This is a genomic window from Silicimonas algicola, from assembly GCF_003970735.1.
GTDB lineage: Bacteria > Pseudomonadota > Alphaproteobacteria > Rhodobacterales > Rhodobacteraceae > Silicimonas > Silicimonas algicola.
Genome location: NZ_CP034588.1, coordinates 2,796,672 through 2,822,005 on the forward strand (window position 1 = coordinate 2,796,672; position 25,334 = coordinate 2,822,005).

Here is a 25,334-nt window from a genome sequence, read left to right on the forward strand (position 1 = left end):
AACGGAGCGAGACCGAGAGTATGGCAGGTCTGTATTGACGTATCCGGACCAGACGATTCACGTCTCGCCTGACCCGTCGGCTGGGTCCGGAAAAGTGCCGCGCGCTAACTCAGACCGCGGACCGCGATGTCGCGGGCCAGAGCCGAGATGACGCGCGTCCGTGCTGCCGCGATGGCTATGAACCCACCGGCGGGGTCGAAAGGCTCGGTGATGCGAAAGGACAGGGCCTTCTCCGTGCGCGCCTCGTCGTTGTGCGCGACGTAGTAGCGCCCCTGCGCCACGAACTGGCCTCCGGCTTCGGCCACGAATTCCTCGACCCGCACCTCGACCATCGTCTCGGGCTCGTCCCGGAACGGCCAGGGCTCGGAGGCGACCAGCCGTCCGGTCAGGTCCGCCAGCGCGTTCGTCAGGCGCAGCGTCACCGCGCGGGTGGGATCGTCGGCCCAGATGCTGTTCGGCCCCGTGGTGATCGCGCCCGCCCCGTTCGACACGGCGATCCCCTCCTCCGAGGCGTAGGCCGGCAGCGAGACCTCGCGCAGCGACACCGACGCCATCGGGATCGACACCCGGGAGGTCTGGACCGGCTCGGACGCCGAATAGCGCACCGGTCCCCCGTCGTCGCCGCAACCGGCGAGGGCGAGAGCGGCGGTCACGGCAAGGCATTTCAGGGTCATCGTCATGTCACTCACCGTCCAAGAATGATCGAGTTGGGATTTCGTTCCAAGGTGCGCGCCAACCGCTCGACGGCGCGCGCCGCGTCCTGAAGGTCGCCAAGCGCGGTCCGTGCGCTGCGGTTCAGCTCCGAGTCCTCGTCGAAACCCGCGAGGGTCGCCGAAGCCTGCGCGGCAAGCTGGTTGATCCGTTCGACGATGCCGGGCAGTTCCGCCGCCGCCTCCTCGACCGCCTTGCTGGCCGAGCTTGCGGACTCCAGCGTCTCGTTGAGATTGCTGACCGCGCCGCCGGTCCGAAGCTCCTCCAGCGCCGCCTCGAGCTCGGCCAGAGACGCGCCGAGGCGCTCGGGCAGCGCCCTGGTGCTGTCGTCGTCGAGGATGGCGCGCGCCGATGCGACGGTGCCCGAGACCTCGTCGACCAGCTGCTGCAGTTCAAGCTGTTCGGCCTTTTCGGCCACGGCGGTCAGGCGCGCGACGAGTTCCGGCACACCTTCGACGCTGTCGCCCACGTCGGCCGCCGCCTCGGCCGCCGCATCGACGGCTGCGGTGACGCGCTCGACCGTCCCGGCGTCCTCGATGCTCTCGGCGATCGACCGCAGGTTCTCGGCCACGGCCTGGAGGTCGGCAAGGAGCGCGGACGCCTGAGCGGGCAGAGCCTGGATCTCGTCGCCGGAGGTGACGGACCGCACGTCCGCCACGAGGCCCCGAACGTCGCCCGGGATGGCCTTCAGGTCTTCGCTCTCGGCGATCTCGGTCGCCGAGGTCAGGAACGCCGTCGCGGCCTCGAGCAATTCCTCGATCGGCAGGTTGTTGATCCGCTCCATCACGCCCTCGGCGGTGGCCGAGACGTCCGAGATGTCGCTCTCGGCGACCGGGATGACCGGGAAGGGTTCGGCCTCGACGTTCAGCGTCGCCGGCGGCACATCCGGCACGTCGACGAGATCGACCCTCAGACCGCCGGTCAGAATGCTGGCCGACACGAGTCGCGCCCGCAGCCCCTCTGCCACGCGCTCTCTCAGGAACGCCAGCGCCGCCTCGGACGTTGCCTCGGCCAGACCCATCTTCGAAGTGCGCAGTTCCATCGAGGTCGAAAGACGGACGTTGGTGTCGCCGAAGCGGTCCTCGTCGACGATCCCGTTCAGGTTGACGACCTCGCCGATGTTCACGCCGTCGAGCAGGACCGGCGCGCCGACGGTCAGACCGCTGAAGTTCTCGTCGAAGATCGCGGTCAGGGTCAGGACCGGGCCGCTGTCGTTCTGGAACAGGCTCGCCCGCGCGGCCGCCTCGTCGGCGAAAAGGGTGAAGTCTGCGCCGTCGCTGACCGGCGTGCCGCCCGACACCACGGTGTCGAAGGCCACCCCGCCCGAAATCAGCGTGGCCAGCGACGAGAAGTCCAGCTCGGCCCCGGTCGCGCCCAGCGAGAAGCTGAAGCCCGAGATGTCCCAGAAGCGCGTGTTCGACGACACGAGCCGGTCATAGGGCGAGAGGATCACCGCCTCGGCCCGCGCGACGGTGCCGTCGGCGGCAAGCTCGGGTTCGCCGATCCGGCCGACCTCGACGCCCTTGTGCAGGATCGGCGTGCCCTCGACGAGCTGCACGTCCGCGCCCGCCGAGATCTCGATCGTCAGCCCCTCCTGCCCTGCGCGAAACAGGGGCGGCCTCGAAAGCCCCTGGTGCTCGAAGACCAGGCCGTCGGCCTCGGTGTCCCAGGACGCCTCGATGTAGACGCCGGACAGGACCGTGCTCAGCCCGCTCACGCCCTGAGCCGTCACCTCGGGCTGGATGATCCAGAAGATGGCGTCGCCGTCGACGAAGGGGGCGATCGACTGGTCCAGACGCACGCTGACCCGAACCCTCTCGAGCGTGCCCGAAAAGCCCACGTCTTCGACCCGTCCGACGGTCACGTCGCGGTACCGCAGCTCGGTCTCGCCCTCGGTAATGCCGGTGGCCTGTTCGAAGAGGATGTGGATGACCGGCCCGCGCGTGGCATAGGATTGCCAGGCGACCCACAGGCTGACCGCAACCGCCGCCAACGGCACCAGCCAGACGATCGAGATCCGCTCCAGGATCGGGCGTCGCCGTCCGGACGCGGGCAGGTCGGGGGCTCCGTCGGTCATCGCGCGGGCACCGATCCGTCGATGCTGTCCCAGAGCCGTCGGGAATCGAAGCTCTGCGCCGAGAGCATCGTGCAGATCACCGAAAGGGCGAAGGCGAGGCTCGCCGGTCCGGCCGTCACCGTTGCAACGGCGCTGAACTGCACCAGCGAGGACATGATCGCCACGACGAAGACGTCGATCATCGACCAGCGCCCGATGTATTCGACCACGTCATAGATCCGGTGACGCGTGCCCGGCGAAGTGGCCGAGCGGTGCCGGACCGAGAGCGCGAGAAACGCGATGCAGAAGAACTTGGCCACGGGAATTCCGACGCTGGCGATCAGGATGATGAGGGCGATACCGGGGTTTCCGTACTCGAACAACTCGATCGCACCGCCCACGATGGTGGACGACTCGTTCTGGAACAGCGTCTTGGTGATCAGCATCGGCTCGGTGTTGGCCGGGATGTAGCAGATGATCCCGGCAAGCCACCACGCCCAGACCTTCTGAAGACTTGTCTCGTCGCGCGACGACAGGCGCGAGCCGCAGCGGCCGCAGATCTCGGTTCCCATGGGCCAGGCCTCGGCGCAGTGCTGACAGCCGACCATGCCCGAGGCGCGGGCGGTCACGAGGTGTGCGTTCGGGTCAGATCGTTCCATACCGACCAACTACACAGGAATCTGTCCTGGGTGACAACAAGCGCCACCAGCGCGGTGAACATCCAGAACGCCTGGCCCAGCGAGACCTGCGCGAGGTCGGTGATCTTCACCAGCGAGACGGCGCAACCGATGGCAAAGACCTCGGCCATGGACCAGGGCTTCAGATCCTGCGCCAGCCGGAACGCCGGGATGGCCAGCGGGCGCGGCGCGCGGTCGAACACGAGGGGTGCGAGGACATAGGTCAGAAGTGCTGCACGCGCCGCCGGGATCGCCAGGACGAAGGCCAGCATCAGAAGGATGAGCACGCGCAGGCTGCCGTCCGAGAAGCTGAAGGCGATGTCGAGAAGCGAGGCGCTGCTGCGAAAGCCCTGGATCTCGAGCGTCAGGAACGGAAAGAACACCGCCGCCACGATCAGGACCAGCGTCGCCACCGCGAGCGAGATGATGAGCATTCCCGCCTTGCGGCGCGGCGCGGCAAGAACGGTGTGGCAGCGGACACAGACCGACAGCTCGCCCTTCTCGACATCGCGCGCCCGATAGAGCGCGTCGCACTTCGTGCAGACGACATGCCGCGCAGACGCCGCTGCGGCAGGAGGATGGGATACGTCGGCGTCTGGCAAGGTCAGTATCCCGTCGAGATGGCCGGGCGTCCCGCGGCGAAGGATGAACGTTCCCTTTAAACTACATCCGATCGAGAGGTTGCCAAGGGCGGCACGGGTCGCATCCGGTCTCGCACCGTCGCCCTTGGCCGCAGTCACACAATTACGCGACGGAACAACAATCGAATTGCCATCGGATGAAGCCGTCCTAGAATGGCGGTACCCCGGGACGCGCCCCCAACGTGCGCAGACCCCGCCATCATCCGGGAGGTAAACCCCTTGAGCATTTCCCTTACCCTGAACGGTGAGTCCGTCGCCATCGACGCGTCTCCCGACATGCCCCTGCTGTGGGCGATCCGAGACGTTCGCAAGCTGACCGGCACCAAGTTCGGCTGTGGCGTCGCCTCCTGCGGCGCCTGCACCGTTCATGTCGACGGAGTGGCCGTCCGCTCGTGCCAGACCTTTCTCGGCGATGTCGAGGGGGCCGAGGTGACCACCATCGAGGGCCTGTCAGGTCCGGTCGCCACTGCGGTGCAGGGCGCCTGGAAGGACCTCGACGTCGTCCAGTGCGGCTACTGCCAGTCGGGCCAGATCATGCAGGCGATCGACCTCTTGACCACGACGCCCAAACCCACGGACGACGACATCGACACGGCGATGGACGGAAACGTCTGCCGCTGCGCGACCTATGTCCGCATCCGCGCCGCGATCCACGAAGCATCCCGCCGGTTGGAGGCCTGAGCCATGAACGTCACTCTCTCGCGCAGAAGCTTCCTCGCCACCGGCAGCGCCGGCGTCCTCGTGGGCCTCACCGCCCGCGGGTCATGGGCCGCGGCCCACATGGGCGGCACCGTGGTGAACCCCTTCGTCCGCATCGACCCCGACGGGACGGTCGTGGTCATCCTCAAGCACTTCGAAATGGGCCAAGGCACCTCGACCGGGTTGTCCACGCTCGTGGCCGAGGAGCTTGATGCCGACTGGGACAAGGTCGCCATCGAGTTCGCTCCGGCCAACACCGAGATCTACATCAACACGCTTTTCGGCGTGCAGGGCACCGGCGGGTCGACCGCCATCGCGAACAGTTACGAGCAGTACCGCAAGGCCGGCGCCGCCGCCCGCGCGATGATGGTGGCCGCCGCCGCGCGCCTGTGGGGCGTCGAAGCCTCCACGGTCAGCGTCGCGAACGGCACGGTGACCAGCGGCAGCAACACGGCGACCTTCGACGACCTGATCGGCGGGGCCGACGCCGCCGACATCCCTGCGGAGCCGACCCTCAAGGACCCTTCCGCCTTCACCCTGATCGGGCGGGATAAACTTGCCCGCAAGGACAGCGCCGACAAGACCACCGGCAAGGCGATCTTCGCGATGGACGTGATGCCCGAGGGCGTCGTCTATGCGGTGCTGCTGCGCTCGCCCAAGTTCGGCGGCAAGCTCGCGTCCTTCGATGCGACAACGGCCTCCGCGATGCCGGGCGTGGTCGCGGTCAAGGAAACGCCTGCGGGCGTCGCGGTCTTTGCCGACAACACCTGGAACGCGATGCAGGCCCGTGACGCCGTCGAGGCGGAATGGGATTTCACCGAGGCCGAAACGCGGTCGACCGACGCGATGGAGGCGGACTATGCCGCCGCTCTCGAGGAAGAGGGCATGATCGCCCAGAACGACGGCGGCACGGATGAAGCGCTTGCGGCGGCGGCGAAGACAATCGAGGCTGAGTTCCGTTTCCCCTTCCTCGCGCATGCTCCGATGGAGCCGTTGAACTGCGTCGTGCAGATCAAAGACGGCAAGGTGAAGATCTGGGACGGCACGCAATTCCATACCGTCACCCAGGGGGCCGTGGGCGCCGTCTCGGGCGTCGGACCCGAGAACGTCTCGATCGAGACCGTCTATGCGGGCGGATCCTTCGGCCGTCGCGCCAACTTCAACTCGGACTACGAGGTTGAGGCGACCTTCGCCGCGATGGCGCTCGGGACCGGACAGCCGGTGAAGCTCGTGTGGACACGCGAGGATGACATCCGAGGCGGGTACTACCGCCCGATGTGCTGGCACCGTGTCCGCGCCGGAGTCGACGCCAACGGCAAGGCCACGGCCTGGCATTCTTCGCTGGCGAACAAGTCGATCTTCTCGGGCACGCCTATGGCCGCGATGGCGGTTCACGACGGCGTCGACGACTTCTCGGTCGAGGGCGTCAAGGACACCGCCTATGCCCTGCCGGGCCTGCGCGTCGACCTCCGCAACATGGAGTCGGCCATTCCCGTCCTCTGGTGGCGGTCCGTCGGACACAGCCATTCCGCCTATGCGATGGAGGTGGCGATGGACATGCTCGCCGAGGCGGCGGGCGCCGATCCGGTCGAGTTCCGGCGGGGCCTTCTCGCCGAAAAGCCCCGGCACCTGGGCGTCCTGAACCTCGCCGCCGAAAAGGCCGGCTGGGGCGGCGACCTGCCCGAGGGCTGGGGGCGCGGCATCGCCGTCCACCAGTCGTTCAACAGCTACGTCGCCGAAGTCGCCGAGGTGTCGAGCCAGGACGGCAGGATCAAGCTCGAGCGCATCGTGGCGGCCGTCGACGTCGGCACGGCGGTCAATCCCGACGTCATCCGAGCGCAGGTGGAAGGCGCCATCGGCTATGGCCTCAGCCACGCGATGCGGCAGAAGATCACCTTCACCGACGGCGAGGTCGACCAGTCGAACTTCCCCGACTACCCGCCGCTCAGGATCGGCGACATGCCGAAAATCGAGGTCCACATCGTCTCGTCGACCGAGCCGCCCACGGGTATCGGCGAGCCCGGCCTGCCTCCCGCTGGCCCAGCCGTCGCCAACGCGATCTACCAGGCCATCGGCCGCCGCGTGATGCGCCTGCCGATGGAAGACGACGGCATCGAGTTCGCCTGACCGCAGATCACCCCGCCGCCGGGACCGACCGGCGGCGGACTCTAGGACCGGTCGAACGCAATCTGCGCCTTCATCGTCCGGCCGCGGTCGGTGGCGAGGCGGAAGCCCTCCTCGGCGTCGGGCAGCGACACCGTGTGGGTGATGAGCGGCTTCACGTCGATCAGGCCCTTCCGCATCAATTCGACGCCTATGGCGAACTCCTCGTGGAAGCGGAACGACCCTCTGAGTTGAAGCTCTTTCTGCGTCAGCGCCTGGACCGGGAGTTGCATGTCGCCGCCGAGACCGAGCTGGACGATGACCGCGCCGGGTCGCAGGGCGGCGATGCCCGCCGCGACGGCGGCGGGAGATCCGGCGCACTCCATCTGGACGTCGAAATATCCTTTCTCCGCCGAATAGGCAGCCAGGCCCTCCGGCTCGCTCGCCATGTTGACCACCCGGTCGGCGCCATTGGCCTTCGCCATGCCAAGCGTGAAGTCGGTCAGGTCCGTCGCCACGATCTCGGCCGCTCCGGCGCGGCGGGCGGCGAGGATGCACAGAAGCCCGATCGGGCCGCAGCCGGTGACGAGAACGCGCTTGCCCAAGAGATCGCCCGCCCGCCGCGTCGCATGAAGGCAGACCGCCAGAGGCTCGGCCATCGCCGCTTCGCCGCTCGCCAGCCCGGTCGCGTCGGCGCATTGCGACACCTCGGCGATCAGCCATTCGCTGAAAGCCCCCTGGATATGGGGAAACGGCATTGCCGAGCCATAGAACCGCATGTTGAGGCAATGGTTCGGCTTTCCCTCGAAGCAGAACTTGCACGCCCGGCAGGGACGCGACGGCGAAACGGCGACAAGCTGGCCGGTCGCCAGGTCGGTGACACCCTCGCCCAGCGCCTCGACATGCCCCGACACCTCGTGCCCGAGGATCATCGGCTCCTTCAGCCGCACCGCGCCGAAGCCGCCGTGATGATAATAGTGCAGGTCGGTGCCGCAGATGCCGCCCGTGGCGACACGGACCAGCACCTGCCCCTGTCCGGGTGACGGGACCTCATGGTCCTCGATCCTCAGATCCTTGGGCGCATGGATGACGATGGATTTCATGGGATCACCGGGTGGGACAGGTTGCGCGTCATGGTGGCCGAGGCCCGTCGCAGCCGCAACGGGAAGTTCTGCATTTGCATCCTCTCCCGCGCCCCGCTACCCCGGCGACAACGGAGGAGACGTCATGCCCGAAAGACCCATCGCCCTTCTGCCCGGTGACGGCATCGGGCCCGAGATCGCGGAAGCGACGCGTCTCGTCCTCGAGACCGCCTCGACGACCTTCGGCCTCGGCCTGTCGTTCCGCACCATCGAGGTCGGCTTTCCCGCGCTGAAGGCCGCCGGCAGCACCTTCCCCGACAGCGCCTTCGAGGCGATATGCGCCTGCGACGGCATCGTCCTCGGCCCGGTGTCGCACAACGCCTATCCGCCGCGCGCCGAAGGCGGGCTGAACCCGTCCGGCGAACTGCGCAAGCGGCTCGACCTCTTCGCCAACATCCGCCCGGCGCGCAGCCGCGCCGGCATCCCGCCGCGCGCAGGCGTGCCGCTCGACCTCGTCATCGTGCGCGAGAACACCGAGGGCTTCTACGCCGACCGCAACCTTCACACCGGACCGCGCGAGATCATGGTGACCGCCGACGTCTCGCTCGCCTTCCGCCGCATCACGCGCCACGCCTCGATGCGGATCGCGCGCGAGGCCTTCGCGCTGGCAGAGACGCGCGGAAAGCACGTCACCGCCGTCCACAAGGCCAACGTCATGCGGATCAGCGACGGGCTGTTCCTCGAATGCTGCCGCACGATCGCCGCCGAGCATCCCGAGGTGCGCTACGACGAGGAACTTGTCGACGCGATGTGCGCCCACCTCGTCCGCGCGCCCGACCGCTTCGACGTGATCGTCACGACCAACATGTTCGGCGACATCCTGTCCGACCTGGCGTCGGAACTGGCGGGCAGCCTCGGCCTCGCCGCGTCACTGAACGCGGGCGAGACGGCCGCGATGGCCCAGGCGCAGCACGGCTCGGCGCCGGATATCGCGGGCAAGGATGTGGCGAACCCCGCCTCCCTCATTGCCTCGGCGGCGATGCTGCTAGCCTGGATGGGTCAGCGCGAGGGCGACGCCGCCCTCCTTGATGCCGCCCGCGCCATCGACGCGAGCCTCGAGGCCGCGCTTTCGACTCCGGCCCTGCGCACCCGCGACATTGGCGGCACCTCCGGCACGCGGGCCTTTGCCGAGGCGGTCGCGTCGGGCGTCACGGCCTGAAGGCGCACCCGCGAAAACCCGTCGCGCGCCGACCCGCCGGGCGCTACACATCACGAAGACCGCGGAGGGGGCGCCATGCACTTCGGATTGACCGGCGAGCAGGAGATGATCGTCTCCACCGTCCGCAGCTTCGTCGAGACCGAGATCCAGCCCCATGAGGCCGAGGTCGAGCGTCTGGGGCACGTCCCGCAGGAGCTTGGCGACGAGATCAGGCGGAAGTGCATCGCGCTCGGATTCTACGCCTGCAACTTCCCCGAGGAGGTCGGCGGGGCGGGACTGTCGCATCTCGACTTCACGCTGGTCGAGCGCGAACTGGGCCGAGGCTCGATGGCGCTCGTTCACTTCTTCGGTCGTCCGCAGAACATACTCATGGCCTGCGAGGGCGCGCAGCGCGAGAAGTACCTCCTGCCCGCTGTCAGGGGCGAGAAGCTGGACGCCCTCGCCATGACCGAACCCGATGCGGGCTCGGATGTGCGCGGCATGAAATGCACCGCTGTCCGGCAGGGTGGCGACTGGGTCCTGAACGGCACGAAGCACTTCATCTCCGGTGCGGAACACGCTGATTTCGTGACCGTCTTTGCCGCGACAGGCGTGGACGAGACAGCCAAAGGCCCGAAGAAGCGTCTGACCGCTTTCCTCGTCGACCGAGGCACGCCCGGTTTTGCCATCCGGCCGGGCTATGCCTCCGTCAGTCACCGCGGCTACCCGAATTCGATCCTGACCTTCGACGACTGCCGCCTGCCTGACGCGCAGGTTCTGGGCGTGGTCGACGGCGGCTTCGACGTGATGAACGACTGGCTGCACGGCACGCGCCTGACCGTCGCCGCCTTCTGCGTCGGACGTGCGCGGCGCTGCTTCGACCTGGCGCTGAAGTATGCCGCCGAACGCCATCAGTTCGGCCAGCCCATCGGCCGCTTCCAGGGCGTGGGCTTCCCGCTCGCCGACATGGTCACCGAGATCGACGCCGCCGACTGGCTGACCCTTTCGGCTGCCTGGCGCGTGGACGAGGGACTGCCCTCGAACCGCGAGATCTCCAGCGCCAAGCTCTACGCCTCCGAGATGCTGGCGCGGGTGACGGATGCGAGCCTGCAGATCTTCGGCGGCATGGGGCTGATGGACGACCTGCCGATGGAACGCTTCTGGCGCGACGCCCGCGTTGAGCGGATCTGGGACGGCACCTCCGAGATCCAGCGCCACATCATCTCGCGCGACCTGCTCCGGCCGCTCGGCGCGTGATGGCCGGTCTCGACCGCCTTCTGCGCCCACGCTCCATCGCCGTGATCGGCGGCGGGGCATGGTGTGCGAACGTGATCGACCAGTGCCGCCGGATCGGGTTCTCGGGGGAGATCTGGCCCGTCCATCCGACGAAACCCGAGGTCTGCGGGCTGCCAACCGTCCCCGCCATCGACCTTCTGCCGGGCATCCCCGACGCCGCCTTTGTCGGCATCAACCGCCAGGACACGGTCGTAGCCGTGCGCGCGCTTGCGGCCTTGGGCGCGGGCGGCGCTGTCTGCTTCGCCTCGGGCTTCCGCGAGGCGGAGGCCGAGACCGGAGACGGAGCCACGCTGCAGGACGAACTCCTCGCGGCGGCCGGCGACATGACGATCCTCGGGCCGAACTGCTACGGCTTCCTCAACTACCTCGACGGCGCGGCGCTCTGGCCGGACCAGCACGGCGGCGTGCGCGTCGAGAGCGGCGTGGCGCTGGTCACCCAGTCGTCGAACATCGCCATCAACCTGACGATGCAGGACCGGGGCCTGCCGCTGGCCTACGTCGTGACCGCCGGAAACCAGGCCCAGACCGGCGTTTCCTCCATCGCCCGCGCCCTGATCCGCGACGAACGGGTTACGGCGCTCGGCCTGCATGTCGAAGGCTTCGACGACCTGCGCGGCGTCGAGGCGCTGGCCGGCGAGGCGCGCGACCTCGGCAAGCCGGTCGTCGTCCTCAAGGTCGGGCGCTCTGACCAGGCGCGGGCCGCGACCGTCTCGCACACCGCCTCGCTCGCCGGCAGCGACGCGGGCGCCGAGGCGCTTCTCGCCCGGCTCGGGTTCGGACGGGCGCGGTCCCTGCCCGTCCTGCTCGAAACGCTGAAGCTTCTCCATGTCGCGGGGCCCCTGCCCTCGAACCGCATCGCGTCGATGTCGTGCTCGGGCGGCGAGGCGAGCCTCGTTGCGGACACGGCCCAAGGCACAGGCCTCGCGTTTCCGCCCCTCGACGCCACGCAGGCGGCCGGCCTGAGAACGGCCCTCGGACCGAAGGTCGCGCTGGCGAACCCGCTCGACTATCACACCTACATCTGGGGCGACGAGGCGGCGCTGAGCGCCTGCTTTACCGCGATGATGCAGGGCGATCTGGGGATGGGCATGGTCGTCCTCGACTTCCCCCGCCTCGAGCGCTGCGACGCCTCGGCCTGGGAGCCGGTAATCGCCGCCGTGGCGCGCGCCAAGACCACGACAGGCAAGCCCATGGCCATCGTCGCATCGCTGAAGGAGACGATGCCCGAGGCTTATGCGATCCGGCTCATGGCGTCGGGCATCGTTCCCTTCTGCGGTCTCGACGAGGCCATCGCCGCCATGTCCATCGCCGCAACGCTCGGCCAGACGCGCGGCGATGCGGTTCCTCTCCTCATGCCGCCGCCTGCCGCGCCGGGCGTCGTGCTGGACGAGGTCGAGGCGAAGGCGCGCCTTGCGAAACACGGTCTGCATGTGCCCGCCTCCGACCTGGCCGACACAGCGGAGGCCGCCGCCGAAGCCGCCACACGTCTCGGCTTTCCGGTCGTGCTGAAGGGACGCGGCATCGCCCACAAGACCGAAGCGGGCGCGGTGGCCGTTGCCCTGACGGATGCAAAGGCCGTCCTCGATGCCGCGACCGCCATGCCCGCCTCGGGCTTCCTCGTCGAGCGGATGGTGACGGACGGCGTGGCCGAGCTTCTCGTCGGCGTCGTCTCGGACCCGGCGCATGGCTACGTCCTGACGCTCGCCGCAGGCGGTACCCTGGCCGAGTTGATCGACGACCGCACGTCGCTCCTTGTCCCCGCAAGCCGCGCGTCGGTGTGCGCGGCGCTCGACCGCTTGCGCATGGCCCCCCTCCTGCACGGTTTCCGAGGCCGTCCCGCTGCCGACATCGACGCCGTCCTCGACGCGGTCATGGCGGTGCAGTCCTACGTCGAGGCCGCGCGCCCGCAGGAAGTCGAAATCAACCCGCTGATCTGCGGCCCCTCGTGCGCCGTCGCGGCGGACGCCCTGATCCGTACGGAGGACTGAGATGACCGACACGCCCGTCAAGACCGAACGCCGGGGCACTATCCTCGAGGTCACGCTCGACCGGCCGCCCGCGAACGCCATCGACCTCGCCACGAGCCGGATCATGGGCGATACCTTCACCGGCTTCCGCGACGACCCCGACCTGCGCGTGGCGATCCTGACCGGGTCGGGCGCGAAGTTCTTCTGCCCCGGCTGGGACCTGAAGGCGGCGGCTTCGGGCGATGCGGTCGATGGCGACTACGGCAAGGGCGGTTTCGGCGGGCTGCAGGAGTTGCGCGGCCTCAACAAGCCCGTCATCGCCGCCGTGAACGGCATCTGCTGCGGCGGCGGTCTGGAGCTGGCGTTGTCGGCCGACCTGATCCTCGCCGCCGAACACGCGACCTTCGCCCTCCCGGAAATCCGTTCGGGCACCGTCGCGGACGCAGCCTCGGTCAAGCTGCCGAAGCGCATCCCCTATCACATCGCGATGGAGATGCTGCTGACCGGCCGCTGGCTCGACGCCGAGGAGGCGGCGCGGTGGGGGCTTGTCAACCGCATCCTTCCCGCCGCCGACCTGATGGCCGAGGCCCGCGCGCTGGCCGACCAGCTTGCAGCCGGCCCGCCCCTCGTCCAGGCCGCGATCAAGGAGATCGTGCGCGAGGCCGAGGCGATGACGTTCCAGGACGCCATGAACCGGATTACCAAGAGCCAGTTCGCCACGGTCGAGAGGCTGTACCGTTCGGACGACCAGAAGGAAGGCGCCCGCGCCTTTGCCGAGAAACGCGACCCCGTCTGGAAAGGACGATGACATGCCGCTGACCATGAACCGCAAGGTCTTCATCACCTGCGCCGTGACCGGCTCGGGGGGCACGCAGGACCGTAGCCCGCACGTCCCCCGCAGCCCCGAACAGATCGCCGCCTCGGCCATCGACGCGGCGCGTGCAGGGGCCGCCATCGTCCACTGCCATGTCCGGGACCCCGACACGGGCAGGCCCTCCCGCAGGGTCGAGTTGTACCGCGAGGTGACGGACCGCATCCGCGACGCCGAGGTCGACGTGATCCTGAACCTGACGGCGGGCATGGGCGGCGACATGGTGTTCGGCCCGCCCGAGGCTCCCTTTCCGCTGAACGAGGCCGCGACGGACATGGGCGGGGCCGCCGACCGCATGGCGCATGTCGCAGACTGCCTGCCCGAGATCTGCACCCTCGACTGCGGCACGATGAACTTCGCCGAGGCCGACTACGTGATGACCAACACGCCCGGGATGCTGCGCGCCATGGGACGGATGATGACCGACCTCGGCGTCAAGCCCGAGATCGAGGCGTTCGACACCGGCCACCTCTGGTTCGCCAAGGAACTGGTACGCGAGGGCACCCTTGCTTCGCCCGCGCTCGTCCAGCTTTGCATGGGTGTGCCCTGGGGCGCGCCAAGCGACCTCAACACCTTCCTCGCAATGGTGAACGCGATCCCCGAGGACTGGGCCTGGTCGGCCTTCAGCCTGGGCCGGGACCAGATGCCCTACGTCGCGGCGGCAGTGCTGGCGGGCGGCAACGTGCGCGTGGGGCTGGAGGACAACCTCTTCCTCGACAAGGGCGTCCTGGCGACCAACGCGCAACTGGTCGAGCGCGCGGTGACGATCGTCGAGAACATGGGCGCCCGCGTCATCGGACCCACCGAGGTCCGCCAGACGCTCGGCCTCACCAAGCGCTCGCCCGTGTCGCGGTAACCGGGGGAAAACCGCCGTCTTGCCGGGAAGGTTATCCTCGGTCATTGTTGACCCGGTAAACGACCGCCACGAGTCGCTCATTCAGGGAGGACACCCATGTCCACGCGCACCATCGCGGCGATTGCCGCAACCCTTTGCATTACCGGCACGGCCCAGGCCCAGGAGGTGACGCTTCGCCTCTCGCACTGGCTTCCGCCGACGCACCCCGTCCACACCCTTGGCATCGAGCCCTGGATCCAGTCCCTTAGCGAGGCCTCGGATGGCCGGATCGCCGTGCAGGTCTTCCCCGCGCAGCAACTCGGCGCGGCGCCCGACCATTACGACATGGCGCGCGACGGCATCGCCGACATCACCTACACCAACCCCGGCTACCAGGCCGGGCGCTTCCCGATCTACAGCCTCGTCGAGATCCCGTTCCACGCCAACAACGCCGTCGGCGGCGCTCAGGCGATGCACGAATGGTATGCGCCGATCGCCGAGACCGAGATGTCGGACGTCAAGTTCTGCATCGCGAACCCGCATGATCCGGGCACCTTCCATTCCAAGAACCCGATCAAGGTCCCTGCGGACGTCAGCGGCCTGAACGTGCGCCCTGCCCACGCCACCATGGCCCGCTTCATCAGCGGACTTGGCGGCGGACCGGTCCAGGTGCCCGCCCCCGAAGCCCGCGAGGCCATCGCCAACGGCACGGCGGACGCCATCACCTTCCCGTGGAACTCGATCTACATCTTCGGGATCGACAGCGAGACGAAGTATCATCTCGACATGCCGTTCTACATCTCTGCGCAGCTCCTTCTCATCAACAAGGACACCTACAACGGGATGCCCGAGGATCTGCGCGCGATCCTCGACGACCATTGCACGCCGGAATGGTCGCGCAAGTTCTCGGAAGGCTGGGCCGAGAACGAAGCTTCGGGCCGCCAGAAGATGATCGACTCGGGCGAACACACGCTCTACGAGCCGACCGAGGAAGAGGTGCAGATGTGGCGCGACGCCGCGCAGCCGCTGATCGACCAGTGGAAGACCGATGTGGGTGCCGACGCCGAAACGCTCTACCAGGGCTACGTCGAGGCGCTCGAGCGTCACGACAGCCGCTTCTGACCAGGACGGGCGGCGGACGCCGCCGCCCTCCCCGACACCCATGCAGCGTCTTGCCAGCCTCCTCGAACGGATCGCACACGCCATCGAGGCGGTGGCGGGTATCATCATGGGCCTCGTCACGCTTCTCGTCGTGGCCTCGGCCATCGGGCGTTACCTCTTCGCCTATCCCCTGCCCGACGCCTTCGACCTTTCGCGCCTGCTGCTCGGGGCCGCGATCATGTGGGGCTTCGCCTCGGTCGGGTATCGCGGGTCGCACATCAAGGTCGATCTCCTGGCCGAATGGGTCCGGCCCGGCACGCGCCGCTGGATCGACACCTTCGCCTGGACGGTCCTGCTGATCTTCGCGGCACTTCTGACCTGGAAGATGTTCGGGCGGGTGTCCTCGGCGGCGGGCAGCGGCGAGTCGACGATGGACCTGAGGATGCCCGCCTGGCCTATGATGGCGCTGATCTGGCTCGGCGTCGCCGTAAGCCTGCCCGCCATCCTCGCGCGTCTCATCCTGATCGTCACGGGGCGCGGCACGCTGGACCATTTCGAGAGCATCGAGACCGGAGAGCCCGACGCATGAGCGGCGACATGATCGCCGTCGCGGGCTTCGTGGCGCTGTTCGCCATGATGATTCTGCGCGTTCCGATCGGCGTCGCCATGGGCCTCGTCGGCGTCGGCGGCTTCGCGGCGGTGACCGGGCCGAAACCCGCGCTGAACCTGCTGGCGCAGTCGCCGATCCGCACCGTCACGGACTTCAACCTGACGCTCATCCCGTTCTTCGTGCTGATGGGCGTCCTCGCAACCAACTCGGGCATGTCCCGCGAGCTGTTCCGCGCCGGGCGGCACTGGTTCGGCTTCATGCGGGGCGGGATGGCGATGTCGACCATCGGCGCCTGCGCCGGCTTCGCCGCGATCTGCGGCTCGTCGGTCGCCACCGCCGCCACGATGACCAAGATCGCGCTGCCCGAGATGAAGCGCGCGGGCTACCCTGACGACGTCTCGACCGGCGTCATCGCCGCGGGCGGGACGCTCGGCATCCTGATCCCGCCCTCCGTGGTGCTGGCAGTCTATGGCTACATCACGGAACAAGACGTGGGCCGCCTGTTCGTGGCGGGGATCGTGCCGGGCTTCATCGCGATCCTGATGTACATGGCCGCCGTCCGCATCGCCCACGGCCGCAGACTGCCCGCGGGCGAAGCCTTCGATCTCGGCGAGGCCGTCCGGTCACTGGCGGGCGTCTGGGCCGTACTCGTCCTCTTCATCGCGATCATCGGCAGCATCTACTTCGGTTTCTCCACCGCAACCGAGGCGGCGGCGGTGGGATCGGTGCTGACGGCGCTCATCGGCATCCTGCGCGGGCGGCTGACAGCGCGGCTGCTGCTCGACAGCCTGATCGAGGCGCTGCGCACCTCGGTCGCGATCTACACCATCCTGATCGGCGCCATCCTCTTCGGCTACTTCCTCGCCGTGACGCAGAGCCCGCAGAAGATCACCGCCTGGCTCGTGTCGCTGGAGCTTGGCGCCTACGGGACGCTTGCCCTGATCCTGGTCTTCTTCGTCATCATGGGCTGCATCCTCGACGCGATGGCGATGATCATCCTTCTGGTTCCCATCGTCTTTCCCGTCGTGACCCAGATGGGGTTCGACCCGATCTGGTTCGGCGTCATCATCGTGATGACGGTCGAGCTTGGCCTCATCACGCCGCCGGTCGGGATGAACGTCTTCGTCATCAACTCCATAGCGCGGGACATCTCGCTGCCGACGATCTTCAAGGGCGTCCTGCCCTTCGTCGCGGCGGACATTCTGCGGCTCGCACTCCTCGTCGCCGTACCCTCGCTGGTGCTCTGGCTGCCCCGCACCATGGGCTGAGACGTCACTCCAGCGCGAAGAGCGACACGACCACCTTCCCCGCCAGACGCGCACCGTTGCCGACGAAGAGCGTGCCGTTGACCCAAGCGTAGCGCGTGTCCCCTGTCTCGAGCCGCGCATGGGTGCGCATGTAGTAGGTCGAGGGATCGACCTCCTCGCCCCGCGCGATCGCGGCGATGACTTCGGGCGGGCCGTGGCGAAGTCCGTAGTTGCGGATCTCGATCAGGGCGCCGTCGTCGGTCTCGATGGCATAGCGCGTGTCGAGTTCGGCCATGCCATCTGCGAAGACCGTCTGCCAGTCCGCGCCGAGGTTCAGGATGCGTCCGTTCAAGCGAGGGCCTTCGACCCGTCCGCCGATGATCGGCACGATGCGCCGATGCCCCGCGCGGCCGGTTCCCATCTCCAAGATCGGGTCGAGGTCCACTTCGAGATCGCAGACATGAGACAGGATCGGGGGCGGCAGTCGGGACATGGGCGGTCTCCTTCAGGCGGACGGGTTCAAGGCTGGCACATCGCCATAGGCGCGGTCCTCGCCATACCAGAGCGGCCCCGGGGCGGGATAGCTGACGGGGCCGTTCGGCGTGCCCACCGTGATGCGGCGCAGGTGCGGATGCGCCGACAGTCCCGCCATGTCGTTGACCGCCGCGAGTGCGACATCCGCCTCCAGAAGCGCAGCCGTCGCCTCGTCCTCCGTCATGCGGGCAAACCCCTCGGCCACCGCGCCGTCCGTCTCGTCTCTGTGCGCGACGCGGGCGACATTGGTGGCGAAGCGGGGGTCGAGGCCCAGTTCGGGCTTGCCGAGGAACGTGGCGCAAAGGGCGCGCCATTCGCGGTCGCTCTGGACCGAGATCAGGATCTGCGCGCCGTCCTTCGCCGTGAAGATCCCGTAGGGCGCGATGGAGGGATGCGCCATCCCGACGCGCTGCGGCGTCCGTCCGCCCTCGTGGTTCAGAAGCGGCACGGTCAGCCAGTCGGCCATCACGTCGAACATCGAGACCGAGATCGCCGCCCCCTCGCCCGTCACGCCGCGCCGGATCAGCGCCTCGAGGATCGCCGCGTGCGCGGTCGCCCCGGTCGCGATGTCGACGAGAGAGACGCCGACACGGGCCGGCTCGCCCGGGCCGCCGGTGATCGAGCAGAGGCCGGATTCCGCCTGGATCAGCAGGTCGTAGGCCTTGCGGTCGGCGAAGGGACCCTCCTCCCCGTAGCCCGTGATCGAGCAGGTGATAAGGCGCGGGTTCGCCGTCCGCAGCGCGAAGGGATCGAAGCCCAGCCGGGCCAGCGCGCCGCGCTTCAGGTTCTGGACGAGGACGTCCGCGCCTGCGATCAGATCGGAGAGCCGCGCCTTCCCCGCCTCCGACCCCAGGTCCAGCGTCACGCTGGTCTTGCCCCGGTTCAGCCAGACGAAATAGCTCGACTGCCCCGCCGCGACCGCATCGTAGCCGCGCGCGAAATCGCCCTCGGGCCGTTCGATCTTGATGACTTCGGCGCCTGCATCCGCCAGGCGCGCGGTGCAGAAGGGCGCGGCGACGGCCTGTTCGACGGCGACGACCGTGAGGCCCTGCAGAGGCAGCATCAGAACGACCTCGGCAGGCCGAGGACATGCTCGGCCACGTAGGAGAGGATCAGGTTCGTCGAGATCGGCGCCACCTGGTAGAGCCGCGTCTCGCGGAACTTGCGCTCGACGTCGTATTCGCAGGCGAAGCCGAAGCCGCCGTGGAACTGGAGACAGGCGTTGGCCGCCTCCCAGGACGCCTTGGCGGCCAGGTACTTCGCCATGTTCGCCTCGGCTCCGCAGGGCTTGCCTTCATCGTAGAGCCGGCAGGCCTTCCAGCGCATCAGGTTCGCCGCCTCGACCTCGATGAAGGCTTCAGCGATCGGGAACTGCACGCCCTGGTTCTGGCCGATCGGACGGCCGAAGACGTGGCGCTCCGAGACGTATTTCGTCACCCGGTCGGTGAACCAGTAGCCGTCGCCGATGCACTCGGCCGCGATCAGCGTGCGTTCCGCGTTAAGGCCGGTCAGGATGTATTTGAATCCCTTGCCTTCCTCTCCGATCAGGTTGTCTGCCGGGATTTCCAGGTCGTCGAAGAACAGCTCGTTGGTCTCGTGGTTGACCATGTTGGCGATCGGCTTGACCTCCATCCCCTTCGCCATCGCCTCCTTCACGTCGACGAGGAAGATCGAGAGACCGTCCGACTTCTTCGAGACCTCGGACAGGGGTGTGGTGCGCGCAAGAAGGATCATCAGGTCCGAATGCTGCACCCGGCTGATCCAGACCTTCTGCCCGTTGACGACATAGCGGTCGCCCTTCCGGACGGCGGTCGTCTTGAGCTGCGTCGTGTCGGTGCCGGTCGTGGGCTCGGTCACGCCCATGCTCTGGAGCCGCAGTTCTCCACTGGCGAGTTTCGGCAGGATGCGGCGCTTCTGCTCCTCGGACCCGTGCCGGACGAGGGTGTTCATGTTGTACATCTGGCCATGACAGGCGCCCGAGTTGCCGCCCTGCCGGTTGATCTCCTCCATGATGACGCTGGCCTCGGTGAGGCCAAGGCCCGAGCCGCCGTACTCCTCGGGGATCAGCGCGGCCATCCAGCCTTCGCGGGTCAACGCCTCGACGAAGGCCTCCGGATAGCCGCGCTCGGCATCGATCTTTCGGTGGTACTCATCGGGAAACTGGGCGCAGAGCGCGCGGATGCCGTCGCGGATGTCCTGGAAGTCGTCGTGCATGGATCGCCTCTGCGCTCGCGTCCCGGGCAGATTGCACCCGCTTCGCCCGAGGCACAAACAGATCGCCGGGACCGCGTCAGCCTGACTGAAGCCGGTCGACGTCGATGGTTCTGTCGAGGTTGGAAAGCGCCGTGATGACGGCGCCCCGGCTCATCAGGCCGATGTTCTCGGGATAGCCGTAGAACAGCGCCCCCTCGTAGGGCAGGCCCGTGCTGGGACCGCAGAGCGCCTCGCGCACCACCGGCTCCCACAGATCGAAGGCCAGCGCGCCCGAGCCGACGAAGGCGACGGTCACGGGGTCGAACACGGTGTAGAGCGTCAGGACGGCATGTCCGAGGGCCCGGCCCGCCGTCCGGTAGGCCTCGATGGCGCAGGCGTCACCCGCTGCCGCACGCGCCGCGATGCCCGCCATCGCCGCGCGGTCGGGCGGCTCGGCCGGCACGACGCGGGGGTCCGCGCCCGTCGCGGCGCGCCAGATGCCGTATTCGCTGGCATAGGCCTCGACGCAGCCGAAGCGGCCGCAGCGGCACAGCGCGCCGCCCGCCTCGAAGGGCACATGCCCGATCTCTGCCGCCGAGGTGCGCGCACCGTGAAAAAGCGTGCCGCCAAGGAACATGCCCATGCCGACGCCGTAGGACAGAAGGATCGCGGCGAAATCCCCGCCGAAACGCTCGGGCTCGTCGTGGTGCAGCGCCGCCGCGATCATGTCGGCGTCGTTGGCGAGCCGCACCTCGGCTCCGAGCGTCCGCGACAGTTCGGCGGCCAGCCCCACGTTCCGGTGCGGAGACATGGGCGACCAGTGCAGCACCTCGCCCTCTGCGTCGACGACCCCCTGCACGGCTACGGCGACCGACGACAGGGGCCCTGTGCCTTTCGGCGCTGCGGCGAGCGCCGTCTCGACGAGGGAGGAAATTCTCGAGGCGAAATCGGCCTGCGCGAGGCTTCCCGTGCGCGAGGGCTCCGAGCGCGTGCAGATCGTGTCGCCGGCGAAGTCCACGAGGTCGACCTGGATGGCGTTCACCGTGATGGTCAGCGCCGCGACCGAGGCGGCGCCCGGCCGGCGCGACAGCGCGACGCGCGGACGACCCCTGCCCCCGGCCGACCGTGCCGTATCGTCATCGGGCGCGGGCGTAAGGTCGGCTTCGACGAGATGTCCGGTCGCGATCAACTCGGACGTGGCGGCGCTGACCGTCGAGGCGCTGAGCCCTGTCGCCGCAGCCAGTTCGGTCCGGGCGAGCGCACGCTGGACCCGCAAGGCCGCAAGGATGCGACGCTTGTTCTGGCGACGCAGGTCGTCGGAACGCTGAATCGCGGCGGCTGGCGTCGGTCCCACCACTGGCTTCGCGGATCTCCCTGAAGCCCGCGAAATCGCGGGCCCTCCCCTGCTTTATTCTTGACAGAACGGAGCCGTTCCGCCAGTTATTTTTTCGAGGATCGAATTAAATAAGTCCTCTATAATGGTACTCTGGGAGGATACACCATGAAATTTGCAGTCAAGACTCTGCTGGCCAGCGTTGCGCTCGCCAGCGTGATGCCCGCCGCGTCTTTCGCCGAGGGCAAGACCATCGCCGTGTCCTGGAAGACGTTCCAGGAAGAGCGCTGGAAGACCGACGAAGCCGCGATCAAGGAAGTCGTCGAGGCCGCCGGCAACACCTACATCTCGACCGACGCTCAGCTCTCGGCCTCCAAGCAGGCCGCCGACATCGAGGGTCTCGTGAACCAGGGCGTCGACGTCATCATGGTCGTCGCCTATGACTCCGACGCCATCCTGCCGTCGTTCCAGCTTGCCGCCGACTCGGGCGTGAAGATGATCTCCTACGACGTGCTCGTGGAAGATCCGAACGCGCTCTATGTCACCTTCGACAACGTCGGCGTCGGCCGCCTGATGGCCCAGACGATGCTCGAGAAGGGCAAGACCGAGGGCAACTTCGCCTTCATCAAGGGCGACAAGGGCGACCCGAACGCGACCTTCCTGTTCCAGGGCATCATGGAAGTGCTCCAGCCAAACATCGACTCGGGCGCGATCAAGAACGTCTGCGAGACCTTCACGGACGGCTGGAAGCCCGACCAGGCGCAGCGCAACATGGAACAGTGCCTCGCGGCCAACAACAACGCCATCGACGCGGTCGTCTCCGAGAACGACGGCATGGCGGGCGGCGTCGTCTCGGCGCTTGAAGCGCAGGGCATGGCCGGCTCGGTTCCGGTCACCGGCCAGGACGGCGACCACGCCGCGCTGAACCGCGTGGCGCTCGGCACCCAACTCGTGTCGGTCTGGAAGGACGCCCGCGTCCTCGGCAAGACCGCCGCGGAGTATGCCAACCAGATCGCCGAAGGCACCGACGTCACCACACTCGACGGCGTCAGCACCTTCAATGGCGGCCCGAAGGGCGTCGAAGTTCCGGCCTTCCTGATCGCGCCGAACGCGATCACCCAGGACAAGCTGGCCGAGGTGATCGACGCCGGCTGGGTCGCGAAGGAAAAGGTCTGCGCCGGCGTCACCGCCGGTTCGGTCCCCGCCTGCGACTGATCCTGACCCGACCATGACATCGACCTGCGCCGCGCACTCCGCGGCGCAGGATTGACGGCGAAGCCGGCATGAACCGGCGCCGTGGGGGAGGCCACCATGACAGACACTGCAACCGGCGGCACCGGCGCGGCATCGCGCAACCGCGACTCCGCCCTGACCCGCTTTCTGCGCGCGACCGAGATCGACTCGCGCATCCTCGGCATGATCGGCGCGCTTGTGGCGATCTGGGTCGGCTTCGACATCTACAGCGGAATGCTGCGGCCAAGCGACGGGCTCTTCGGCGGCACCTTCCTGACGGCACGAAACATCTGGACCCTGCTGGTGCAGACGTCCTCCATCGCCGTCATGGCGACGGGCATGGTCCTCGTCATCGTCATGCGCCACATCGACCTGTCGGTCGGCTCGATCCTCGCCTTCGTGGCGGTGGTGATCGGAAGCCTCCAGGTCTTCTGGTTGCCGCAATTGGGCCTGCCGATCGGCCACCCGCTGATCTGGGTCATCGCACTGGTCTGCGCGCTGGCGCTGGGCGGCAGCATCGGCGCAATCCACGGGGCGCTGATCGCCTATGCCGGCATCCCGGCCTTCATAGTGACGCTCGGCGGCCTGATCTTCTGGCGCGGCGCGTCCTGGGCGGTGATCCGGGGAGAAACCGTCGCCCCCATGGACAAGACGTTCAAGCTGATCGGCGGCGGCATCTCGGGCACCACGCCCGGCTCCATCGGAGCCACCGCAAGTTGGGGCATCGCCTTCCTGATCTGCGCGGGCATCGTCGCGGGCCTGCTCTATGGCCGCAAGCAGCGGCGCAAGTTCGAGTTCCCGCTCCGCCCGGTCTGGGCCGAGACCTTCCTCGCCGTCACCGGCTGCGTGCTGGTGCTGGGCGCGACCTACGTCATCAACCGCTACTACTGGCCGACCGGCGTCGTGAACAGATGGGCCGAGCAGAACAACGTGACCGTTCCCGAAGAGGGCCTGGACATTTCGTTCGGCTACGCGCTGCCGGTCCTGATCGCACTCGGCGTTGGCATCGTGATGACATTCCTCGCCACCAAGACGCGCTTCGGTCGCTACATCTATGCCACCGGCGGCAACCCCGAGGCGGCCGAACTCGCCGGCATCAACACCAAGCGCCTGACGGTCTGGGTCTTCGCCCTGATGGGAACCCTCGCGGGCATCTCGGCCTGCATCTCGGCCGCGCGCCTCGACGCGGCCTCGAATGCGCTGGGGCTTTTCGACGAACTCTACACCATCGCCGCCGCGGTCATCGGGGGCACCTCGCTCGCCGGCGGTCTCGGCACGATCTACGGCGCGATCCTTGGTGCGCTCGTGATGCAGTCGCTGCAATCGGGCATGACGCTTCTGAACTTCGAAAGCGCCTACAAGGACATGGTGGTGGGCGGGGTTCTCGTGTTCGCGGTCTGGCTCGACCAGATGTACCGCCGCAGGCTGAAGTGAGGAGACAGGCGATGACGACACCCCTTGTCGAAATGCGTGACATCTCGATCGCCTTCGGCGGCATCAAGGCCGTCGATCATGCCAGCATCGACCTCTACCCCGGCGAAGTCGTGGGCCTTCTCGGCCACAACGGCGCAGGCAAGTCGACGCTGATCAAGATCCTGTCCGGCGCCTACAGACGCGACCAAGGCGAAATCTACGTCGATGGAAAGCAGGTCGAGATCTACAATCCCCGCGACGCCAAGGCGCTTGGGATCGAGACGATCTACCAGACGCTGGCACTGGCCGACAACGTCGACGCCGCCGCGAACCTCTACCTCGGGCGAGAGTTGATGACTGCCTACGGTACGCTCGACGACGTGGCGATGGAGGCCGAGTGCCGCAAGGTGATGGGCCGCCTCAACCCGAACTTCCGGCGTTTCAAGGAGCCGGTGAAGGCCCTCTCCGGCGGCCAGCGGCAATCCGTGGCCATCGCGCGCGCGATCCATTTCAACGCCCGCATCCTCATCATGGACGAGCCCACGGCGGCGCTTGGACCGGCCGAAACGGCGCAGGTGGGCGAACTCATCAAGCAGCTCAAGGCCGAAGGGATCGGCATCTTCCTCATCAGCCACGACCTCCACGACGTCACCGACCTCGCGGACCGCGTGACGGTGATGAAGAACGGCGAGATCGTCGGCAGCGCCAAGGTGAACGAAGTCACACAGGACGAGATCCTGGGCATGATCATCGCCGGCAAGTGCCCGCCCAATGCCACACCCGGACCGGGCGCGGTCAACCTGTGATGGCGGGGACGCTCGACGGCAAGACCGCCCTGGTCACAGGCGCCTCCAGCGGGATCGGGCGCGCCGTGGCGCGGACGCTCGCCGCAGAGGGCGTTCGCGTCGCGATGACGGGCCGGTCGCAGGAGCGGCTGGAGGCACTTGCCTCGGAGTTGGGCGGCGACCACGTTGTCATCGTGGCCGACCTCGACGATCCGGCCGAGGTCGACCGCCTGGTGCGCGAGGCAGAGACGGCTCTCGGCCATCTCGACATCCTCCACGCCAACGCCGGCCTCTACCTGCCCGGCGACCTGATCGACAGCGACCCCGACGACATGGACCGCCTGATCCAGGTGAACGTCTCGGCCGTCTTTCGCGCCATTCGCCGCGCCCTGCCCGGCATGATCGAGCGGAAGGGCGGCGACATCATCGTGACGAGTTCGGTCTCGGGTCATCAGGCGATCCAGTGGGAGCCGGTCTATTCGGCATCGAAACACGCCGTGCAGTCCTTCGTTCACGGCTTGCGCCGGCAGGTCTCGAAGCACGACATCCGTGTCGGCGCCATCGCGCCCGGCATCGTGCTGAACGAGCTCTGGGGCTCGGTCGATCCGGTCAAGATCGAGGAGGCCGTCGCGGCGCGCGCGGGCCTGAGGTGCGAGGACGTGGCCGACGCGGTCGTCTTCATGCTGACGCGGCCGCGCAACGCTACCGTGCGCGACCTCGTTCTTCTGCCGGCCGATCAGGACATCTGA

General features: G+C 68.0%; 23 protein-coding genes. 14 read left to right on the forward strand and 9 right to left on the reverse strand.

Annotated elements, in window-relative coordinates; all coding sequences use genetic code 11:
- Positions 1-104: 104 nt before the first annotated feature.
- From EF888_RS13795 to EF888_RS13810, 4 genes are read right to left on the reverse strand one after another with little or no spacing between them, the layout of a single operon-like run.
- On the reverse strand, positions 105-680 hold the full coding sequence (locus EF888_RS13795; RefSeq protein ID WP_109758043.1) for a PqiC family protein: 576 nt from the start codon (positions 678-680) through the stop codon (positions 105-107).
- 5 nt (positions 681-685) lie between these two features.
- Positions 686-2,788 carry an MlaD family protein gene (locus EF888_RS13800; RefSeq protein ID WP_241239674.1) on the reverse strand — a complete coding sequence of 701 codons (2,103 nt, stop codon included), beginning with the start codon at positions 2,786-2,788 and terminating at the stop codon, positions 686-688.
- Entirely contained in the window at positions 2,785-3,426 is a 642-nt protein-coding gene (locus EF888_RS13805) for a paraquat-inducible protein A (RefSeq protein WP_109758042.1), read from the reverse strand. The genes EF888_RS13800 and EF888_RS13805 overlap by 4 nt, the downstream gene beginning before the upstream one ends.
- Positions 3,393-4,184, reverse strand: a complete 792-nt coding sequence (locus EF888_RS13810) for a paraquat-inducible protein A (protein ID WP_338143033.1) — start codon at positions 4,182-4,184, stop codon at positions 3,393-3,395. Before EF888_RS13810 ends, EF888_RS13805 begins: the two co-directional genes overlap by 34 nt.
- Before the next feature lie 120 nt (positions 4,185-4,304).
- Here EF888_RS13810 and EF888_RS13815 point away from each other — a divergent pair, with 120 nt between their 5' ends.
- Both EF888_RS13815 and EF888_RS13820 read left to right on the forward strand, forming a co-directional pair.
- Positions 4,305-4,766 (forward strand): (2Fe-2S)-binding protein, encoded by a 462-nt coding sequence (locus EF888_RS13815; RefSeq protein WP_277601022.1) that lies wholly within the window; start codon positions 4,305-4,307, stop codon positions 4,764-4,766.
- A 3-nt stretch (positions 4,767-4,769) separates the two neighbouring features.
- A complete protein-coding gene (locus EF888_RS13820) occupies positions 4,770-6,911 on the forward strand; it encodes a xanthine dehydrogenase family protein molybdopterin-binding subunit (protein ID WP_109758039.1) in 2,142 nt (713 codons plus the stop codon).
- A 41-nt stretch (positions 6,912-6,952) separates the two neighbouring features.
- Here the strand turns inward: EF888_RS13820 and EF888_RS13825 are convergent, their stop codons facing one another.
- Positions 6,953-7,990 carry an L-idonate 5-dehydrogenase gene (locus EF888_RS13825; protein ID WP_109758038.1) on the reverse strand — a complete coding sequence of 346 codons (1,038 nt, stop codon included), beginning with the start codon at positions 7,988-7,990 and terminating at the stop codon, positions 6,953-6,955.
- Positions 7,991-8,114: 124 nt separating this feature from the next.
- Between EF888_RS13825 and EF888_RS13830 the strand changes: the two genes are divergently transcribed.
- From EF888_RS13830 to EF888_RS13865, 8 genes are all read left to right on the forward strand, one after another.
- Positions 8,115-9,188 (forward strand): isocitrate/isopropylmalate dehydrogenase family protein, encoded by a 1,074-nt coding sequence (locus EF888_RS13830; RefSeq protein ID WP_109758037.1) that lies wholly within the window; start codon positions 8,115-8,117, stop codon positions 9,186-9,188.
- A 75-nt stretch (positions 9,189-9,263) separates the two neighbouring features.
- Entirely contained in the window at positions 9,264-10,424 is a 1,161-nt protein-coding gene (locus EF888_RS13835) for an acyl-CoA dehydrogenase family protein (RefSeq protein WP_109758036.1), read from the forward strand.
- Positions 10,424-12,451 carry an acetate--CoA ligase family protein gene (locus tag EF888_RS13840; RefSeq protein ID WP_206508313.1) on the forward strand — a complete coding sequence of 676 codons (2,028 nt, stop codon included), beginning with the start codon at positions 10,424-10,426 and terminating at the stop codon, positions 12,449-12,451. Before EF888_RS13835 ends, EF888_RS13840 begins: the two co-directional genes overlap by 1 nt.
- Before the next feature lies 1 nt (position 12,452).
- The gene (locus tag EF888_RS13845) at positions 12,453-13,238 is read left to right on the forward strand and encodes a carnitinyl-CoA dehydratase (RefSeq protein ID WP_109758034.1); all 786 of its coding nucleotides are present in this window, start codon (positions 12,453-12,455) and stop codon (positions 13,236-13,238) included.
- Position 13,239: 1 nt separating this feature from the next.
- The gene (gene bcoG, locus EF888_RS13850) at positions 13,240-14,157 is read left to right on the forward strand and encodes a 3-dehydrocarnitine:acetyl-CoA trimethylamine transferase BcoG (RefSeq protein WP_109758033.1); all 918 of its coding nucleotides are present in this window, start codon (positions 13,240-13,242) and stop codon (positions 14,155-14,157) included.
- 96 nt (positions 14,158-14,253) lie between these two features.
- The gene (locus EF888_RS13855) at positions 14,254-15,258 is read left to right on the forward strand and encodes a TRAP transporter substrate-binding protein (protein ID WP_109758032.1); all 1,005 of its coding nucleotides are present in this window, start codon (positions 14,254-14,256) and stop codon (positions 15,256-15,258) included.
- A gap of 40 nt (positions 15,259-15,298) precedes the next feature.
- Positions 15,299-15,826 carry a TRAP transporter small permease gene (locus EF888_RS13860; RefSeq protein ID WP_109758031.1) on the forward strand — a complete coding sequence of 176 codons (528 nt, stop codon included), beginning with the start codon at positions 15,299-15,301 and terminating at the stop codon, positions 15,824-15,826.
- Positions 15,823-17,115, forward strand: coding sequence for a TRAP transporter large permease (locus tag EF888_RS13865; RefSeq protein WP_109758030.1), 1,293 nt, complete (start codon positions 15,823-15,825; stop codon positions 17,113-17,115). The genes EF888_RS13860 and EF888_RS13865 overlap by 4 nt, the downstream gene beginning before the upstream one ends.
- Positions 17,116-17,119: 4 nt before the next feature.
- Here the strand turns inward: EF888_RS13865 and EF888_RS13870 are convergent, their stop codons facing one another.
- From EF888_RS13870 to EF888_RS13885, 4 genes are all read right to left on the reverse strand, one after another.
- Positions 17,120-17,587, reverse strand: coding sequence for a DUF3237 domain-containing protein (locus EF888_RS13870; RefSeq protein ID WP_109758029.1), 468 nt, complete (start codon positions 17,585-17,587; stop codon positions 17,120-17,122).
- Between the two features lie 12 nt (positions 17,588-17,599).
- On the reverse strand, positions 17,600-18,691 hold the full coding sequence (locus EF888_RS13875) for a CaiB/BaiF CoA transferase family protein (RefSeq protein WP_109758028.1): 1,092 nt from the start codon (positions 18,689-18,691) through the stop codon (positions 17,600-17,602).
- Positions 18,691-19,842: an acyl-CoA dehydrogenase family protein gene (locus tag EF888_RS13880; protein ID WP_109758027.1), complete on the reverse strand. Its 1,152-nt coding sequence runs from the start codon at positions 19,840-19,842 to the stop codon at positions 18,691-18,693. Before EF888_RS13880 ends, EF888_RS13875 begins: the two co-directional genes overlap by 1 nt.
- 76 nt (positions 19,843-19,918) lie before the next feature.
- Positions 19,919-21,175 carry an ROK family transcriptional regulator gene (locus tag EF888_RS13885; protein WP_126918580.1) on the reverse strand — a complete coding sequence of 419 codons (1,257 nt, stop codon included), beginning with the start codon at positions 21,173-21,175 and terminating at the stop codon, positions 19,919-19,921.
- A 147-nt stretch (positions 21,176-21,322) separates the two neighbouring features.
- On the opposite strand from EF888_RS13885, the gene EF888_RS13890 reads away from it, so the two are divergent.
- The 4 genes from EF888_RS13890 to EF888_RS13905 all read left to right on the forward strand — a co-directional run bounded on the left by EF888_RS13890 (position 21,323) and on the right by EF888_RS13905 (position 25,334).
- Entirely contained in the window at positions 21,323-22,369 is a 1,047-nt protein-coding gene (locus EF888_RS13890) for a substrate-binding domain-containing protein (protein ID WP_109758025.1), read from the forward strand.
- A 96-nt stretch (positions 22,370-22,465) separates the two neighbouring features.
- Positions 22,466-23,821: a sugar ABC transporter permease gene (locus EF888_RS13895; protein ID WP_109758024.1), complete on the forward strand. Its 1,356-nt coding sequence runs from the start codon at positions 22,466-22,468 to the stop codon at positions 23,819-23,821.
- Between the two features lie 11 nt (positions 23,822-23,832).
- Positions 23,833-24,606, forward strand: a complete 774-nt coding sequence (locus tag EF888_RS13900; protein ID WP_109758023.1) for an ATP-binding cassette domain-containing protein — start codon at positions 23,833-23,835, stop codon at positions 24,604-24,606.
- The gene (locus EF888_RS13905; RefSeq protein ID WP_109758022.1) at positions 24,606-25,334 is read left to right on the forward strand and encodes an SDR family oxidoreductase; all 729 of its coding nucleotides are present in this window, start codon (positions 24,606-24,608) and stop codon (positions 25,332-25,334) included. Before EF888_RS13900 ends, EF888_RS13905 begins: the two co-directional genes overlap by 1 nt.